Source organism: Brevibacterium zhoupengii, from assembly GCF_021117425.1.
Classification (GTDB): Bacteria; Actinomycetota; Actinomycetes; order Actinomycetales; family Brevibacteriaceae; genus Brevibacterium; species Brevibacterium zhoupengii.
In genome coordinates, this window is sequence record NZ_CP088298.1 from 1,538,067 (window position 1) to 1,552,401 (window position 14,335).

14 protein-coding genes are annotated in these 14,335 nt (G+C 63.0%); 12 read left to right on the forward strand and 2 right to left on the reverse strand.

The features are described 5' to 3' along the window. The first annotated feature begins 23 nt into the window (after nt 1-23). The 10 genes from clpS (at nt 24) to LQ788_RS07050 (ending at nt 9,916) form a co-directional block, all read left to right on the forward strand. On the forward strand, nt 24-329 hold the full coding sequence (clpS, locus tag LQ788_RS07005; protein WP_069599797.1) for an ATP-dependent Clp protease adapter ClpS: 306 nt from the start codon (nt 24-26) through the stop codon (nt 327-329). Nucleotides 330-332: 3 nt separating this feature from the next. Then, entirely contained in the window at nt 333-908 is a 576-nt protein-coding gene (locus tag LQ788_RS07010) for a DUF2017 family protein (RefSeq protein WP_231446115.1), read from the forward strand. Continuing rightward, nucleotides 905-1,726, forward strand: coding sequence for an MBL fold metallo-hydrolase (locus tag LQ788_RS07015; protein ID WP_231446117.1), 822 nt, complete (start codon nt 905-907; stop codon nt 1,724-1,726). The genes LQ788_RS07010 and LQ788_RS07015 overlap by 4 nt, the downstream gene beginning before the upstream one ends. Nucleotides 1,727-1,800: 74 nt before the next feature. After that, nucleotides 1,801-2,523: a ribonuclease PH gene (gene rph / locus LQ788_RS07020; RefSeq protein WP_231446122.1), complete on the forward strand. Its 723-nt coding sequence runs from the start codon at nt 1,801-1,803 to the stop codon at nt 2,521-2,523. Next, nucleotides 2,520-3,125, forward strand: a complete 606-nt coding sequence (gene rdgB, locus LQ788_RS07025) for an RdgB/HAM1 family non-canonical purine NTP pyrophosphatase (RefSeq protein ID WP_231446123.1) — start codon at nt 2,520-2,522, stop codon at nt 3,123-3,125. Before rph ends, rdgB begins: the two co-directional genes overlap by 4 nt. A gap of 182 nt (nt 3,126-3,307) precedes the next feature. Beyond that, nucleotides 3,308-4,810 (forward strand): ABC transporter substrate-binding protein, encoded by a 1,503-nt coding sequence (locus LQ788_RS07030; RefSeq protein WP_231446125.1) that lies wholly within the window; start codon nt 3,308-3,310, stop codon nt 4,808-4,810. 13 nt (nt 4,811-4,823) lie between these two features. Next, nucleotides 4,824-5,771: an ABC transporter permease gene (locus LQ788_RS07035; RefSeq protein ID WP_231446127.1), complete on the forward strand. Its 948-nt coding sequence runs from the start codon at nt 4,824-4,826 to the stop codon at nt 5,769-5,771. Then, nucleotides 5,768-6,670 (forward strand): ABC transporter permease, encoded by a 903-nt coding sequence (locus tag LQ788_RS07040; protein ID WP_231446129.1) that lies wholly within the window; start codon nt 5,768-5,770, stop codon nt 6,668-6,670. Before LQ788_RS07035 ends, LQ788_RS07040 begins: the two co-directional genes overlap by 4 nt. Beyond that, a complete protein-coding gene (locus LQ788_RS07045) occupies nt 6,663-8,471 on the forward strand; it encodes a dipeptide ABC transporter ATP-binding protein (RefSeq protein WP_231446131.1) in 1,809 nt (602 codons plus the stop codon). Before LQ788_RS07040 ends, LQ788_RS07045 begins: the two co-directional genes overlap by 8 nt. Nucleotides 8,472-8,521: 50 nt before the next feature. Then, nucleotides 8,522-9,916 (forward strand): amidase, encoded by a 1,395-nt coding sequence (locus tag LQ788_RS07050; RefSeq protein ID WP_231446134.1) that lies wholly within the window; start codon nt 8,522-8,524, stop codon nt 9,914-9,916. Between the two features lie 119 nt (nt 9,917-10,035). On the opposite strand, the gene LQ788_RS07055 is transcribed toward LQ788_RS07050, so the two are convergent. Then, complete coding sequence (locus tag LQ788_RS07055) at nt 10,036-11,727, reverse strand: zinc ribbon domain-containing protein (RefSeq protein ID WP_231446136.1); 1,692 nt, start codon at nt 11,725-11,727, stop codon at nt 10,036-10,038. 116 nt (nt 11,728-11,843) lie between these two features. Here LQ788_RS07055 and LQ788_RS07060 point away from each other — a divergent pair, with 116 nt between their 5' ends. Then, the gene (locus LQ788_RS07060; RefSeq protein ID WP_231446138.1) at nt 11,844-13,121 is read left to right on the forward strand and encodes a cell division protein PerM; all 1,278 of its coding nucleotides are present in this window, start codon (nt 11,844-11,846) and stop codon (nt 13,119-13,121) included. 36 nt (nt 13,122-13,157) lie between these two features. Here the strand turns inward: LQ788_RS07060 and LQ788_RS07065 are convergent, their stop codons facing one another. Continuing rightward, nucleotides 13,158-13,604 carry a hypothetical protein gene (locus tag LQ788_RS07065; RefSeq protein WP_069599808.1) on the reverse strand — a complete coding sequence of 149 codons (447 nt, stop codon included), beginning with the start codon at nt 13,602-13,604 and terminating at the stop codon, nt 13,158-13,160. A gap of 105 nt (nt 13,605-13,709) precedes the next feature. Between LQ788_RS07065 and purN the strand changes: the two genes are divergently transcribed. After that, nucleotides 13,710-14,330 carry a phosphoribosylglycinamide formyltransferase gene (gene purN / locus LQ788_RS07070; protein ID WP_231446139.1) on the forward strand — a complete coding sequence of 207 codons (621 nt, stop codon included), beginning with the start codon at nt 13,710-13,712 and terminating at the stop codon, nt 14,328-14,330. The last annotated feature ends 5 nt before the right edge of the window (nt 14,331-14,335 follow it).

The window sequence follows — 14,335 nt, forward strand, 5'->3', positions numbered from 1 at the left end:
GTGTTCTGCCGTAAGGTGGAAACGTGAGCAATCCAACGACTCCAGTTCTGGAGCCGGAGGTCGACATCCGACCGGCGACAGAACAGGCAAAGCCATGGAAGACCGTCGTCTTCAACGACCCCGTCAATCTCATGAGCTACGTCAGCTATGTCTTCCAAGCCTACTTCGGCTATTCGACCGAGAAGGCTCACTCGCTGATGCTTGAAGTCCATGAAAACGGTCGCTCCGTCGTTGCCACAGGCGGCCGCGAAGCCATGGAGCGGGACACCCAGGCCATGCACGAATACGGCCTGTGGGCCGCGTGCCAACCCGAATCAGGATCCGACTGAGATATGGCTGCAATCGATGCCCGTGGGGACGATGTCGTCCTCAAACTCGAGGACAACGAACGATCCCTCATGCTCACCGTCTTCACCGACTTGGCAGCACTGCTGACAGAAGACGACAACGAAGACGGTCGCCCCGATTCGGAGAATTGGGAGGCACGCCTCGGGCTGGTCGAACGGCCACGCCCCCAGGACCCCGCTCTGCTGCGGCTCTTCCCCGACGTCGACCCACTCGATGAAGAACGTTCACAGGAGTTCCGACGCCTCACAGAGTTCGACCTTCAGCAGGCGAAGGCCCACAACGTGCGCATCGTGCTCAACGGGCTGGCCAAGGGGCCCTCAATCACCTTGAGCCACGATGAAGTTCTGGCGTGGATGAAAGGTCTCAACGATCTGCGTCTGGTGCTTGCCGTTCGTATGGGCATCGACACCGAAGAAGCCCAGGAAGAGAAATACGCTCAGCGGGAGGACCTCGATGAGTCCGAGGAACTCACGCTGACCCTGTATGACTTCCTGACTTGGATTCAGGACCGACTCACCACTACCTTGCTCAGCGATCTGCCGGGGGACGACGACGTATGAAACTCACTGCCATCGGCACCGCCGGCTCCTTTCCCGGACCCAATTCCGCAGCCAGCTGCTACCTCATCGAAACAGACGAGGAAAAGCCGACGCGCGTCGTCCTCGACCTCGGATCCGGGGCACTGAGCCCGCTGCAGCGCGCGGTCGACACGGACGGGCTGAGCGCGGTCGTACTCAGCCATCTTCACCCCGACCACTGCATGGACATGACCGGTCTCTACGTCAAGCACTGCTATGACCCGAAGTTCTTCAACGGCAACATCTCCGACACGGGGTCGATCCGCACGAGGACAAGCGTCCTCGCACCCGCGGGCGCACAGGAACGATTGACCCGTGCCTACTACACAGATCCTGGGAAGTCCCCAGTCGCTGCCAGCGCACACGACTCCGACCTCAGCCACGCCTTCGACTTCACCGACATCGATCACGGGACCAGCCATCAGGTGGGCAGCCTGACGATCGAATCGTTCCTCGTCGACCACCCGGTCGAGGCCTATGCCCTGCGCATCACCGACGCCAAGGGCGCGGTGATCACCTACTCCGGTGACAGCGACGAATGCGACAACCTCGTCGCAGCAGCCCGCGGAGCGGACCTGTTCCTCTGCGAAGCCGCCTTCCAAGAAGACCGCGACACTGCTCGCGGCATCCACCTCACCGGCAAACGTGCCGGACGTGTGGCACAGGCGGCAGATGCCAAGTCACTCGTCCTCACCCACATTCCCTCCTGGACGGACTGCTCCATCGTCCGTGGAGAAGCAGCCCGCGAATACCGTGGACCCATCGAACTGGCCAAACCAGGCAACAGCTGGACCGTGTGAGACTCTCCAGCGAGAGAGATCACAGAACACTCAGGACGCAACAGAACAGCACCGACAACCGAAAGAGGCCCACAGTGCGCGCAGACGGACGAAATGCCGACGAACTCCGCGAAGTGACGATCACTCGCAACTGGATCAACACCGCCGAAGGATCCGCCTTGGTGGAATTCGGCAACACCCGTGTCCTGGTCGCGGCCTCACTGACCGCAGGAGTGCCGCGCTGGCTCAAGGGCCAGGGACGTGGATGGGTCACCGCCGAATACGCGATGCTGCCGCGAGCCACGGACTCCCGCAACACCCGCGAGTCCGTCAAAGGCAAGCTCGGCGGTCGCACACATGAGATCTCCCGCCTCATCGGCCGCAGCCTGAGGGCCGTCATCGACCTCGACAAGCTCGGCGAGAACACCCTCGTCCTCGACTGCGACGTTCTCCAGGCCGACGGCGGCACCCGCACCGCATCGATCACGGGAGCCTACGTGGCGCTGGCCGATGCGATCGACAAGGGACGGTCGACCGGCATCATCCCCGCTGCGAACAATCCGATCAAGGACTCGATCGCAGCCATCAGCGTCGGCATCATCGACGGTGAACCCGTTCTCGATCTGCCCTATGTCGAGGACTCACGTGCCGATACCGACATGAACGTCGTCATGACCGGCAGCGGACAGTTCGTCGAAGTCCAGGGCACCGCCGAAGGCGCACCGTTTGACCGTGAGGAACTGGGCAGACTCCTCGACCTGGCAGCCAAAGGCTGTGCCGACCTCACCGCCATCCAGTCGGAAGTGCTGGGCAAATGACCACGTTCGTGCTGGCCACCCACAACGAAGGGAAGAGACGCGAACTCCTCGCGATCCTCCTGCCTGAGTTGGGGGAGGACACGAATGTTCTCACCGCCGCCGAGGCTGGACTCGGCGATATCCCGGAAACCGGGGTGACCTTCGCGGAGAATGCACTCATCAAGGCCCGTGCCGCAGCGCAGGTCACCGGTCACACCTCCATCGCCGATGATTCGGGAATCGCCGTGGACGTCCTCGGCGGGGCACCGGGAATCTTCTCCGCCCGGTGGGCCGGCCGACACGGAGACGACCGGGCCAACCTCGAGCTGCTTCTCGCCCAACTGTCGGCCATCTCAAGCGAGCATCGTGGGGCGCAGTTCCGCTGCGCCGCCGCTGCGGTCACCCCCGACGGTCGCGAATTCTCCGCAGAGGGAGTCATGCCGGGCCGCCTTGCCACAAGCCCTGCGGGAGAACACGGCTTCGGCTACGACCCGATCTTCGTCCCCGACGGTTCTGACATCAGCGCCGCACAGATGACATCGGAGGAGAAGAACGCTCGCTCACACCGGCGAATCGCCTTCGACAAACTAGCCGCAGTGCTCGCGGCACAGGCAGGCCTCTGACACCTGCGCATTAGGCCCGGACATGCTCCGGGCCCTTCCCATTTGGTCTTCTCCACAATCTGGACAGTCACGCTTCGCCTGGTGAGAACTTCCGCTAAACTGGCGAGGCCGGTGTGCGCCCGCGCACAGTTCGGTCAGAGAAGATGAATGAACCACCGTCGGTTCGTGACAATGGGAGAGCGATGAAGACTCCGCGCATCAGAACGTGGATGGCAGCCCTTGCTGCCTCAAGCCTGATCCTGACCGGTTGTTCGGCAGGAGCATCGGACTCCGGCGAGCAGGCCAAGAAGGATTCGATGACGATCGCGTTCACTGCTGAACCGGTCAACCTCGACTTCACCTCCACCTCGGGCATCGCCATCCCCGAGGCGCTGATGGAGAACGTCTACGAGTCTCTCGTCCGAGTCGACGGTGAAGGCGAGATCCAGCCGGCTCTGGCCGAGGACTGGGATGTGTCCGATGACCGCAAGACTTACACCTTCCATCTGCAGAAGGACGTGAAGTTCTCCAACGGCGCCGATCTCACGAGCGAGGACGTCAAGTTCTCCTATGAGCGAGTGCAGAACGACTGGAAGAACGCACTGAAGTCCAAGATGGACGTCGTCGAGTCGATCGAAACTCCGGATGACCTCACCGTTGAGATCGCCCTGAAGAAGCCGTCGAACACGTGGCTGTTCAACCTCACTTCTCTCGTCGGAGCGGTCTTCGACACCGAAGGCACCGACAACCTGGCCAAGGAGGCCATCGGCACCGGGCCCTTCTCAATCGAGAAATTCACCGCCGGACAGTCGATCGACTTCGCCGCCAGAGACGACTACTGGGGTGAGGCCCCAGCAGTCGACAACGTTCAGTTCAAGTACTTCAAGGACGCTGTCTCGGCCTCGAACGCCCTGAAATCCGGAGAGATCGACATCGTCTCCAACCTCCAGGCCCCCGAACTGGCAGGAGAGTTCCAGAGCAACGACTATCAGATCATCTCGGGTACCACGAACGGTGAAGTGGTGCTGTCGATGAATAACGCGAAGGGCATCTTCAAAGACAAGAAGGCGCGCGAAGCAGTCATGCATGCCATCGACCGTAAGGCAGTCCTGGACACCGCATGGGCCGGCTACGGCGAGCTCATCGGCTCCATGGTTCCACCGACAGACCCGTACTACGAGGACCTCACGAAGGTCTGGGACTATGACCCGCAGAAGGCCAAGGACCTGATCGCAGAAGCCGGCATCGAAGGAGAGACATTCGCCTTCACCGTACCGAACCTGCCGTATGCGAAGGCCATCTCTGAGATCGTCTCGGCGCAGTTGGAAGAGGTCGGGCTCAAGGCCGATATCGAAACGCAGGAATTCCCCGCCGTCTGGTTGGATAAGACCTTCACCGAACACAAGTTCGACATGTCGGTCATCAACCATGCCGAGCCTCGGGACATCCTCACCGTCTTCTCCAACGACTACTACATCGGCTACGACGATTCGAAGATCAAGAAGATCGCAGAGAAGGCCGATACCGGCACGGAAGAGGAATACGTCTCAGGGATGAAGAAGATTGCGAAGACGATCACCGAGGACGCGGCCTCGGACTTCCTGTTCCTCTTCCCGAACCTCGTCATCGCGAAATCCGATATCGCCGGAATCCCTGCCAACAGAGTCAACGACGCATTCCGGATCGCGGATCTGAGCTGGAACTGAAGTACCCCCACCTATGATCACCTATCTGGCCAACCGTGCTGTCCAGTTCGTCTTGGCACTGATCGTCGCCTCCGTGGTGGTCTTCGCACTCATGAGCATCCTGCCCGGCAACGCCGCGCAGGTCGCACTGGGAACGAATGCCACCCCCGAGGCGGTCGCGGCGCTTGAAGCTCAGTACGGACTCGACCAGCCACCGCTCGTGCGCTACTTCGACTGGGTCGGCGGAATGCTCACCGGCGATTTCGGAACCTCCTATGTGACCGGATCCTCGATCACCCCCGTCATCGTCGGCAGCGTCCAGGTCACCGGCATCCTCGTCGTCGCCGCGATCATTCTGGCGATCGTCATCGCCGTCCCGCTGGGCACCTTCGCCGCCCTCGAGCAGCGCAACTGGATCGGAGTCACGATCTCCGCGCTGAGTCAGATCGGCATCGCCGTGCCGAACTTCCTTGCCGCCATCATCCTCGTCATCGTCTTCTCTCTGACACTGGGCTGGTTCCCCTCCCAAGGATGGATGGCTCCGGTCGAAGGACTCGGCGGCTTCCTCCTGCGCCTGGTGCTGCCGGTCGTGTCCCTGGCCCTCGTCCAGGCCGCGATCCTCACCCGATATGTGCGGTCAGCGGTCCTCGACGTCATGCGTGAGGATTACATCCGTACGGCGCGAGCAAAGGGCCTGACGCAGACCAAGGCACTGTTCGTCCACGGTCTGCGCAATGCCGCGATTCCAGTGATCACCGTGGCCGGGGTGCAGCTCGCAACTCTGCTCGTCGGCGCTGTGATCATCGAACAGATCTTCGTCATTCCCGGAATCGGCTCTGAACTCGTGCGTGCCGTAGCCAACCGCGACCTCGTCACGGTCCAGGGCATCGTCATGGTCCTCGTCCTCCTTGTGCTCATCATCAACCTCATCGTCGACGTGCTCTACCCCCTCGTCGACCCCCGGATCAGGAACGCATCATGAGCGAGAACCCGAGCCCAACCTCGGCGAGGGCCACCACTGTGATGCGGCGCCGACGCACGAAGCTGCGGCTCAACGTCTCGATGATCATCGGCGCTGTCCTCATCTTCCTCATCGTCGCCCTCGCACTCGTGTCCTTCGTGTGGACGCCCTACGATCCCAGCACCGTGGACCCGGCCGCCCGACTGCAGTCGGGCAGCCCCGAGCACCTGTTCGGCACCGACAAATTCGGCCGCGACACCCTGACCTGGGTGATGTACGGGGCTCGGATCACCCTCATGGTCGGTGTCGTGGCCGTCGGCATCGCAGTGCTCATCGGCACCCCCATCGGCATCATCGCCGCCGTCTTCGCCCAATACCCGTGGGGTGTGTGGCTAAGTGCGGTGATCATGCGCGCCAACGACATCCTGCTTGCGTTCCCTGCACTGCTGCTGGCGATCGTCTTCGCCGCCGTCTACCAACCGGGGACCGGTCCGGCCATGGTTGCCGTGGGAATCGCTGCGATCCCCGGATTCGCCCGCGTCGCCCGATCCGGGACGATGCAGGTGCTCGGCTCCGAATATGTTCGTGCGGCTAAGGCCTCGAACCGGAGCGCCCCGGCGATCGCCATCGTCCACGTCCTACCGAACATCGCCGGCATGGTCATCGTGCAGGCATCAGTGGCATTCGCGATCTCCGTCCTCGCCGAGGCGGGGCTGTCCTTCCTGGGTCTGGGCACACAGGCCCCGGTGCCGTCCTGGGGCAGAATGCTCCAGGAGTCCCAGCAGTTCCTGTCCACCCAGCCTGAGCTGGCACTGTGGCCGGGATTGTTCATCGCCCTCGCCGTGCTCGGCTTCAACCTCTTAGGCGACGGACTCCGCGACCGATTCGATCCGAAGATGGAGGCCCGCGGCAATGAGTGAGAATCTGCTCGAGGTCCGTGACCTCACCATCACACCAGCCGGCGCACAGGCACCGGTGCTTGAGAACGTGTCACTGAGTCTGGCCCCGGGCGAAAAAGTCGGCCTCATCGGGGAATCCGGGTCCGGAAAGTCACTGACCGCGCAGTCCGTGATGGGTCTGCTCCCCGAAGAGCTGCGCGCCGAGGGCAGTGTATCCCTGCAGGGGTTTTCCGGAAACATCCTTGATGCCAAGGAGAAGACCCTGGCCCGGATGCGCTCGAAACTCGTGTCCATGGTGTTCCAGGAGCCGATGAGCGCGCTCAATCCGCTGATGCGCATCGGCGACCAGATCGCCGAGTCGCTGCGCATCCACGGTGCGGTGGCCAGAGGCGACATTCCAGCTCGGGTTCTCGATCTGCTGACGGGCGTGCATATGCCCGATCCGGGCAGTGCTCGGTATGCGTATCCGCATCAGATGTCGGGTGGTCAACGACAGCGAGTGATGCTCGCGATCGCCTTGGCGAACTCGCCGCGGCTGCTCATCTGCGATGAACCGACGACCGCTCTCGACGTCACCGTGCAGAAGCACATGCTCGAACTCATCGCCGAGCGTGTGGCCGCGGTGGAGGCGGGACTGTTGTTCATCACCCATGATCTGGCCGTCGTCGCTGAAGTGTGTGAGCGTGTCATCGTCATGTACGCCGGACGCATCGTCGAATCCGGTTCTGTGCGACAGATCTTCACCGATCCACAGCACGAGTACACGCGGGGCCTCCTGGCCTCCTCCGACCTCGAAGCCACCGATGGCAATGGCAGGCTCTACACACTCAAGACCGCACTGTCCTATGCCGGCCCGGTTGAGGGCGCAGAGCCGGTTGATGAGGCCGGCCCGGACGGCGAGGACGAGCTGTCTGCTGACGATGGGGCAGCCGACGTGCGGGAGTCCGCCGATGTGCCGGAGCCGGCCGACACGCGAGAGCCAAGGGCCGCCTCGGCGGGGGAAGCGCGCACTGCCGCCGGATCTGCGCCGCTCATCGAAGTCAGCGGGGTCTCGAAGCACTTCGGCTCACGCGGAATTCTGCGCCGCAGATCCCCGGTGCGTGCGCTTGCGGACATCAGCTTCAAGGTCGCCTCCGGACAGCGCTTGGGAATCGTGGGGGAGTCGGGGTCGGGGAAATCGACCCTGCTCAACATTCTCTCCGGACTGGACCGACCGAGCTCCGGACACGTGCGGGTCGGTGATATCCGCGTGGAGTCCGCGAGCTCATCGGCGCTGAGGTCTCTGCGCGAAAATCTGCAGATCGTCTTCCAGGACCCCTTCGCCTCACTCGATCCCCGCATGACGGTCGAGGACATCGTCTCCGAACCCCTTGTCGCCCGCGGACTGAGCCGGGAGGAGCGATTGGCCAGGGTGGAGGAGATGCTGCAGGCGGTCGACCTCGATACGAAGGCCATGCGACGCTACCCGCACCAGTTCTCCGGGGGACAGCGACAGCGGATCTCAATCGCCAGGGCGCTCGTGACCCGGCCGCAGATCCTGGTCGCCGATGAGCCCGTCTCCGCGCTCGACGTGTCCGTGCGCGCCCAGGTCCTCAACCTGCTCACCGACTTAGTCGATGACTATGCGCTGACCCTGCTCTTCGTCTCCCACGACCTCGGCGTCGTCAGACATCTGTGCTCCGATGTCATCGTCATGAAGGACGGTCATATCGTCGAAGCCGGGTCGACCGAGGACATCTACGCGAACCCGCGCGAGGACTACACCCGCAGCCTCATCGCAGCCACCCCCAACCTGGCCGGTGCGCTCGCCTCAGCGAACTGAGTCCGACGCGGCGCCACTGACCCCAGCAACAACAGAAGAAAGGACGGCAGATGAGCCACACCACGCTTGCCGACCACAGTGCAGACGCCATGACCAGCGGTTACGCGTCAGGAGATTTCGACCCGTCCGAGGTCCTGGCCGCAGTCGTGGACAGGATGGACGAATGCGAACCCGTCATCAACGCTCTCCACCACCGCGACGATGAGCGTTCGAGGGGCGCGGCACAGGCCAGCGTCAAGCGCTGGCGCGAGGGCAGATCGCTGGGAGCCCTGGACGGGGTACCGGTCACGATCAAAGAGAACGTCGCCCGCAAAGGAGTGCCGATGCCCAGCGGACACGCCTGGGTCGAAGTTCCCGTCGCAACGCACGACGCTCCGATCACACAGCGTCTGGAAGAGGCCGGCGCCGTCATCGTGGGATCGACGACGATGCCCGACTGGGGCATGCTGTCCTCGGGTGTCTCCTCTCTGCATGGAATCACCCGCTCGCCCTTGGACCCGAGCCTGACGACGGGCGGATCAAGCGCAGGCGCCGGTGCCGCCGCCGCAGCCGGATACGGACCCATTCACATCGGCTCCGACATCGGCGGATCGATCCGGCTGCCCTGCACCTGGTTGGGACTGGCCGGACTCAAGCCCAGTTTCGGTCGAGTTCCCCTCGATGCCCCGTACATGGGGCGATGTGCCGGACCGCTGGCGAGGACCATGGCAGACGTGAAGGCGGCGATGGACGTCATCTCCGCCCCCGATGTCCGTGACTACTCCAGCCTGCCCGCCCAAGAGGCTCCCGCCCCGTGGGACTTCGACCCGAAAGGGCTGCGCATCGGGCTTCAGCTCGATGCCGGATGCGGAGAGCCGGTCAACCCAGAGATCGCATCCACCATCGCCGAGGCGGCTGATCGTTTCGCAGCTGCCGGAGCCGTGGTCGAGACCATCGACGCATTCATCGACGATGAACTGCTGAGAGACATGGACCTGTTCTGGCGAGTCCGCTCGTGGGGCGACCTGCGCGCCCTGCCCGTGCAGGAACAGGCCCTGATTCTGCCCTACATTCAGCAATGGGCCCAGGGCGGTGCCGATGTCACCGGACTTCGACTCATGGAGTGCTATCACAGCGTGCAGGAGATCCGTCGTCGCAGCGTCGCCGCCACAGCCGCCTACGACCTCGTCATCTCACCGGTCTCACCCGACGCGGCGTACCCGGCCGAACAGCCCATGCCCTACCCGAAGGTCAACGAACCGATGGGGCACATCGGGTTCACCATGCCCTACAACATGTCCGAACAGCCTGCTGGCACGGTCCTGGCCGGATACACCGAGGATGGTCGGACCATCGGTGCCCAGATCTCGGGTCGCCGCTTCGCCGATGAACTCGTCATGGCCGCCGGCTCCTGGTTCGAACAGACGGCCGAAGTGCCGATGCCCGTGCGGGCCGCGACGAGCTGAGAAACGTCAAGCAGCGAGGGCCTGGGTTCGATTGAACCCAGGCCCTCGCTGTCTGCACTGTCTCGCTGGGGTGGGGCCACCTCGGCGAGGTCAGCGACTGCCGTCGCCGATGACTCGAATCAGAAGTCGAAGAACTCGATTGAGAGCTTGTCCCCGTCGATCTTCACACTGCCGGAGACCGACAGCGGGTTGCCGTTGGAGAAGTAGGACGAACCGGCCTTCTTGCCCTGCACGGTGAAGTCGAACTTGCCCGGCTTCTTGGTGAAGAACGAACCGGTGTTCGTATCGCTCGAACCGAAGCTCGCATCGACCTCAGGCATGTCCTTCATTTCCCACTTGGCGGTGTTACTCTTGGCCAGATCGGCCAGCTTCTCATCGGAGCCGCCGACAGGGATCTCAGTGGGATCGAACTTGATGAACTTGCACTTGGGCTTGATGTCCTTGTTGTCGAAGCACTTCTTGAGTTCCTTCTCGACCTGTTTCTGAACTTCCTTCTGGAAGGCGCTCGTGGGTGCCAGATCAAGATTGAGCGTCGTCGGAGCCACTTCGTCATTGTTCGGCTTCTCGCCCGGGGCGAAGGCCTGAGGGAAATTCACCGCAGCTGTGTCCTTGGCTTCACCGACCCATTTGCTCTTAGGGATCGTGAAGTCGTAGTTGCCCGGATATACGGCGAAGGACGTGGTGCCCGACTGTGCCTTGTAGTCCTTGCCGTTGACGCTGAGACCATCGGCGGCCGGGATGTCCAGAGAGATCACGTTGAGCGCCGGACCCGTCAGCGTCCACTTGTCGAAGAACAGGTCCTGCTTGCCGTCCTTCTTCGCGTTCAGCTCGACGTTGTACTTGGAGCCGTCGAGGTCATAGGACACGACGACTGTTCCCTTGTCTCCATCGACCTTCGACGATTCGACCTTCGCATTCTCAACCTTTGCCGAGGACGCGTCTGTGAACTCCTTGGACAGGAGATCAAGATTGGTCCCCTCCGGTCGTGGAGACGGCGCAATCTTCTCAGCAGCGGCGAAGTCGCCCTTGCTCAAAGCTGACACGTAGTCTTTGGCAACCTGGTCGGGTCCGTAGTTGTTCTTGTTGACCGTGTTGACGACGAGGAACCCGACGAGGACCAGCACGATGACGAGCGCGACCGAACCCAGAGCGATGAAGAGAGGCATCCGGTTCTTCTTCTTCTCGGGGCGGGCATCGGCACGCGTCGCGGTTGCGGCGTTACCGGCGAACCCTGGCGCAGGTGCTGGCTGCGGGATTGCCTGGGACTGGCCCGGACCTGACCCCGTCCGATTGGCGTCGGGACCGGAACCGGTCTGGTAGGGCCCGGACTGACCGGGGGCAGACTGATACGGCGAATTCTGGGCAGGGCCCGACTGGTACGCCCCGCCTGGGTAAGGTGCGCCACCCTGGTACTGACCACCCTGCTGAGCGCCGCCCTGCTGCTGGCCATTCTGGTAGTGCCCACCCTGGTACTGGCCCGGGTGCTGCTGGCCGCCCTGCTGGGGGCCGCCGTTGTAGTGCGGGGGCTGGTTCGAGCTCGCCTGCTGCACCTCGGGGCGCGGAGGCTGGTACTGGCCCGGCTGGTTGCCGGGGGCCGAATCGCTCGCAGCGAGCGGAGGGGCCTGATCGTCGCGGTAGGACGGAGCCTGTTCAGGTCCGTTGGCTGCCGCCTGCGGACCGGAGCCGCTTGTGTCCACCGAATCATCATTGGTCTTGTCCGCCGACGTCTCCGCACCGGATCCCGTTCTGTTGTTCTCGGGAGGGTTTGTGGGAGGTGGCGGGAAATTCGGTTCGTCGTTCCCGTTGCTCATCGTTGGATGCATCCTTCGTGTCTACAAGCGTGTCCTGGCGCAATTGTACTTCCCACTGCAGAGAATCGCGTGGTCAATACCAGGAAGAGGGCGGTGAGTCAGCGAAAATGAGAGGGATGCACACTTCTCCTCACCTTCGAACCCACCGCCACCCGATCCTGCTGGGACTGTTGGAGGCCCTGCGAATCGACCTCATCGCCGTCCCCGCGGCATTCGTCGTCGCCACCGTCTTCTGGATCATCGGACTCGGATCACAGCTGCCGTACTCGATCATTCCCGAGTGGGCGTTCGCCCTGTGGGGCGTCGTCCACGGGCTGAGCGTGTCGACGATGGGCTTCGACTTCTCACTGGCTCCGAGCCTGGTCACTCTCGGCATCTGGTTCTTCTTCGCCGCAGGCGCCAAACGTCTGGTCGCCGGCATCACCGAAGAGGAATCCGCGGACGTTGAGATCATGGACGCAACAGGGTGGAAGCAGGTCGGCATCGCGGTGACGACGTACGTCCTCGCCTATGCCGTTCCGATGGTCACGTTGACCTTGCTGCTGGGGGAGGGGACACCGACACCGTTGGGCTTCCTCCGCATCGGTCTCCTGCTGCTGTCCGCCGCGGCGGCCGGGTTCCTCTGGGTGCGCGGTGTTGACGACGTACCGCGCCTTCGTGATCTCGACAGCGAGGTCTGGGAAGCTGGCGCCCATCTGGTCAAGCGACTGCTGTGGGGGTCGGCGTTCCTCTCCGTCCTCGTCATCGCCTCCGGCATCGTATTGAGGTGGGACGAACTGAGCGAATCACTGCAGGTCTACAGCTCACCTCTGTCTGCCGGTGTGGGTCTGCTCGTCATCCAGCTCCTCTTCGCCCCTGGCATCCTGTTCGCTTCACTGTCTTGGATCGCAGGCACCGGTGTCAGCGTGGGAGCCGGAGGCTCAAGTTCGGTGTTCCACACCGCGACGGGGCCGGTCCCACATGTGCCTGTGCTCCAGCTGCTCGTCGGTGACTACCCCGCATGGACGGCTGCGGCACCGGTGCTGCTCGTCCTGCTCGGAGTCCTCAGCGTCATCCTCGGTCGAAACCGTGCCCGCCAGGTGATGGGTGCTTCGTGGCCCGGGCTCGCGACCGCAGCGGTCAAACTCTTCGTCGTGCTCCAGGTCCTTGCAGTGTTCGCTCGCGGGGCCATGGGGCCACTGGGGCTGTCGGCATTCGGGCCCTCGCCGCTGACCTCGGCTCTGGTCGTCACCGTATGGGTGGCGGTGGGCATGGCTGTCGGGCTGTTGCTGACCAGGCTCTCCGATATGCAGGCGGGGTCGGGATCCTCCGATGACGAGGATGATTTCGACGACGAGGAACCCTTCGGCCACATTGCCGACGAACGACGCGCCGACTACTCCGACGAGGACTGAACCACGAGTGGGGCCTGATCCACAGTCGAGGATGGCTCAGTTCGTGCCGGGCAGTTCCTGGCCGGTGAGCTGTTTGAACCAGTCACCGAGCCCGGTCTGGTACTCCGTGGTGCATGAGAGCTGAGCCTGCTGCGTGATGGCATCACGAACGCATTCCTCATACTTCGACTGCACCGGCCAGAGGACGACGGAGGACATCGTCGAGAAGATGAGGTAGAGAGCGAGCAGGCCACCCAGGATGCCCAGTGACATGTTGCGCTTCTGCTTCGTCCTGACGACGGCCACGATGTAGCGAATCGCCCAGACGATAGCGGCAATAGCGAAACCGATGGCCGCGACCTTGAACGGCAGCGGATACGTGAACGTCAGGACCGAGGCGAGGATCAGCAGGATCAGGACCAGGCCATGTCGAGCGGGTGCGGCCTGCTTCTCCTCTTCGGGAGTGGGCGCGCTCTTCTCTTCAGTATTGTTTGGTGACGTCACACGAATAGTTTGTCACAGTCCACTGACAAAAGCCTTGACGGATGGCGGAGTCCGCATTCTGATGCCCTGACCGACAGCCGAAGAGACAAACGTTAGAATGGGTCTGTGCGCATCGTTCTTCTGGCATCCGGCTCCGGTACCCTCACACAGGCAGTCATCGACGCGTTCGCAGATGCGCAGCGGGGAGTCGAGATCGTCGGCGTCGGCTCCGACTCGCAGACGGCGGGTGTTCTCGACCGTGCGAAGGCCCACTCGATTCCCACCTTCGTCGTCCGACCCAAGGACTGCGCAAGCCGCGAAGACTGGAACCTCCAGCTGCGTGACACCGTCGCAGACCTGACTCCTGATTGGGTGATCTCGGCCGGGTTCATGCGGATCCTCGGGCCCACGTTCATCGCGGCCTTCCACAATCGCATCATCAACACGCACCCGGCTCTGCTGCCGGCATTTCCCGGCGCACATGGGGTGCGAGATGCCCTCGCCCACGGTGTGCGCATCACCGGCGGCACCATCCACCTCGTCGACTCAGGAGTCGATACGGGCCCGATCATCACCCAGTTCGCAGTCCCCGTCGACGACGCGGACACAGAAGACACGGTGCACGAACGCATCAAGACCCAGGAGCGGGCCGAGCTCGTACGGCTCCTGACTCATCTTGCCCACCACGACCTCATTATCGAGGGACGGCATGTCAGCGGATATGCCACCTCGGCGTCCCCAGTCTGATCCAC

What these genes read in the sequence shown, in the direction of transcription:
- LQ788_RS07035 (WP_231446127.1), top strand. Translation starts at nt 4,824, where the DNA reads ATGATCACCTATCTGGCCAACCGTGCTGTCCAGTTCGTCTTGGCACTG.
- LQ788_RS07045 (WP_231446131.1), top strand. Translation starts at nt 6,663, where the DNA reads ATGAGTGAGAATCTGCTCGAGGTCCGTGACCTCACCATCACACCAGCC.
- LQ788_RS07050 (WP_231446134.1), top strand. Translation starts at nt 8,522, where the DNA reads ATGAGCCACACCACGCTTGCCGACCACAGTGCAGACGCCATGACCAGC.
- LQ788_RS07055 (WP_231446136.1), bottom strand. Translation starts at nt 11,727, where the DNA reads ATGAGCAACGGGAACGACGAACCGAATTTCCCGCCACCTCCCACAAAC.
- LQ788_RS07010 (WP_231446115.1), top strand. Translation starts at nt 333, where the DNA reads ATGGCTGCAATCGATGCCCGTGGGGACGATGTCGTCCTCAAACTCGAG.
- LQ788_RS07030 (WP_231446125.1), top strand. Translation starts at nt 3,308, where the DNA reads ATGAAGACTCCGCGCATCAGAACGTGGATGGCAGCCCTTGCTGCCTCA.
- rdgB (WP_231446123.1), top strand. Translation starts at nt 2,520, where the DNA reads ATGACCACGTTCGTGCTGGCCACCCACAACGAAGGGAAGAGACGCGAA.
- LQ788_RS07015 (WP_231446117.1), top strand. Translation starts at nt 905, where the DNA reads ATGAAACTCACTGCCATCGGCACCGCCGGCTCCTTTCCCGGACCCAAT.
- LQ788_RS07040 (WP_231446129.1), top strand. Translation starts at nt 5,768, where the DNA reads ATGAGCGAGAACCCGAGCCCAACCTCGGCGAGGGCCACCACTGTGATG.
- LQ788_RS07060 (WP_231446138.1), top strand. Translation starts at nt 11,844, where the DNA reads ATGCACACTTCTCCTCACCTTCGAACCCACCGCCACCCGATCCTGCTG.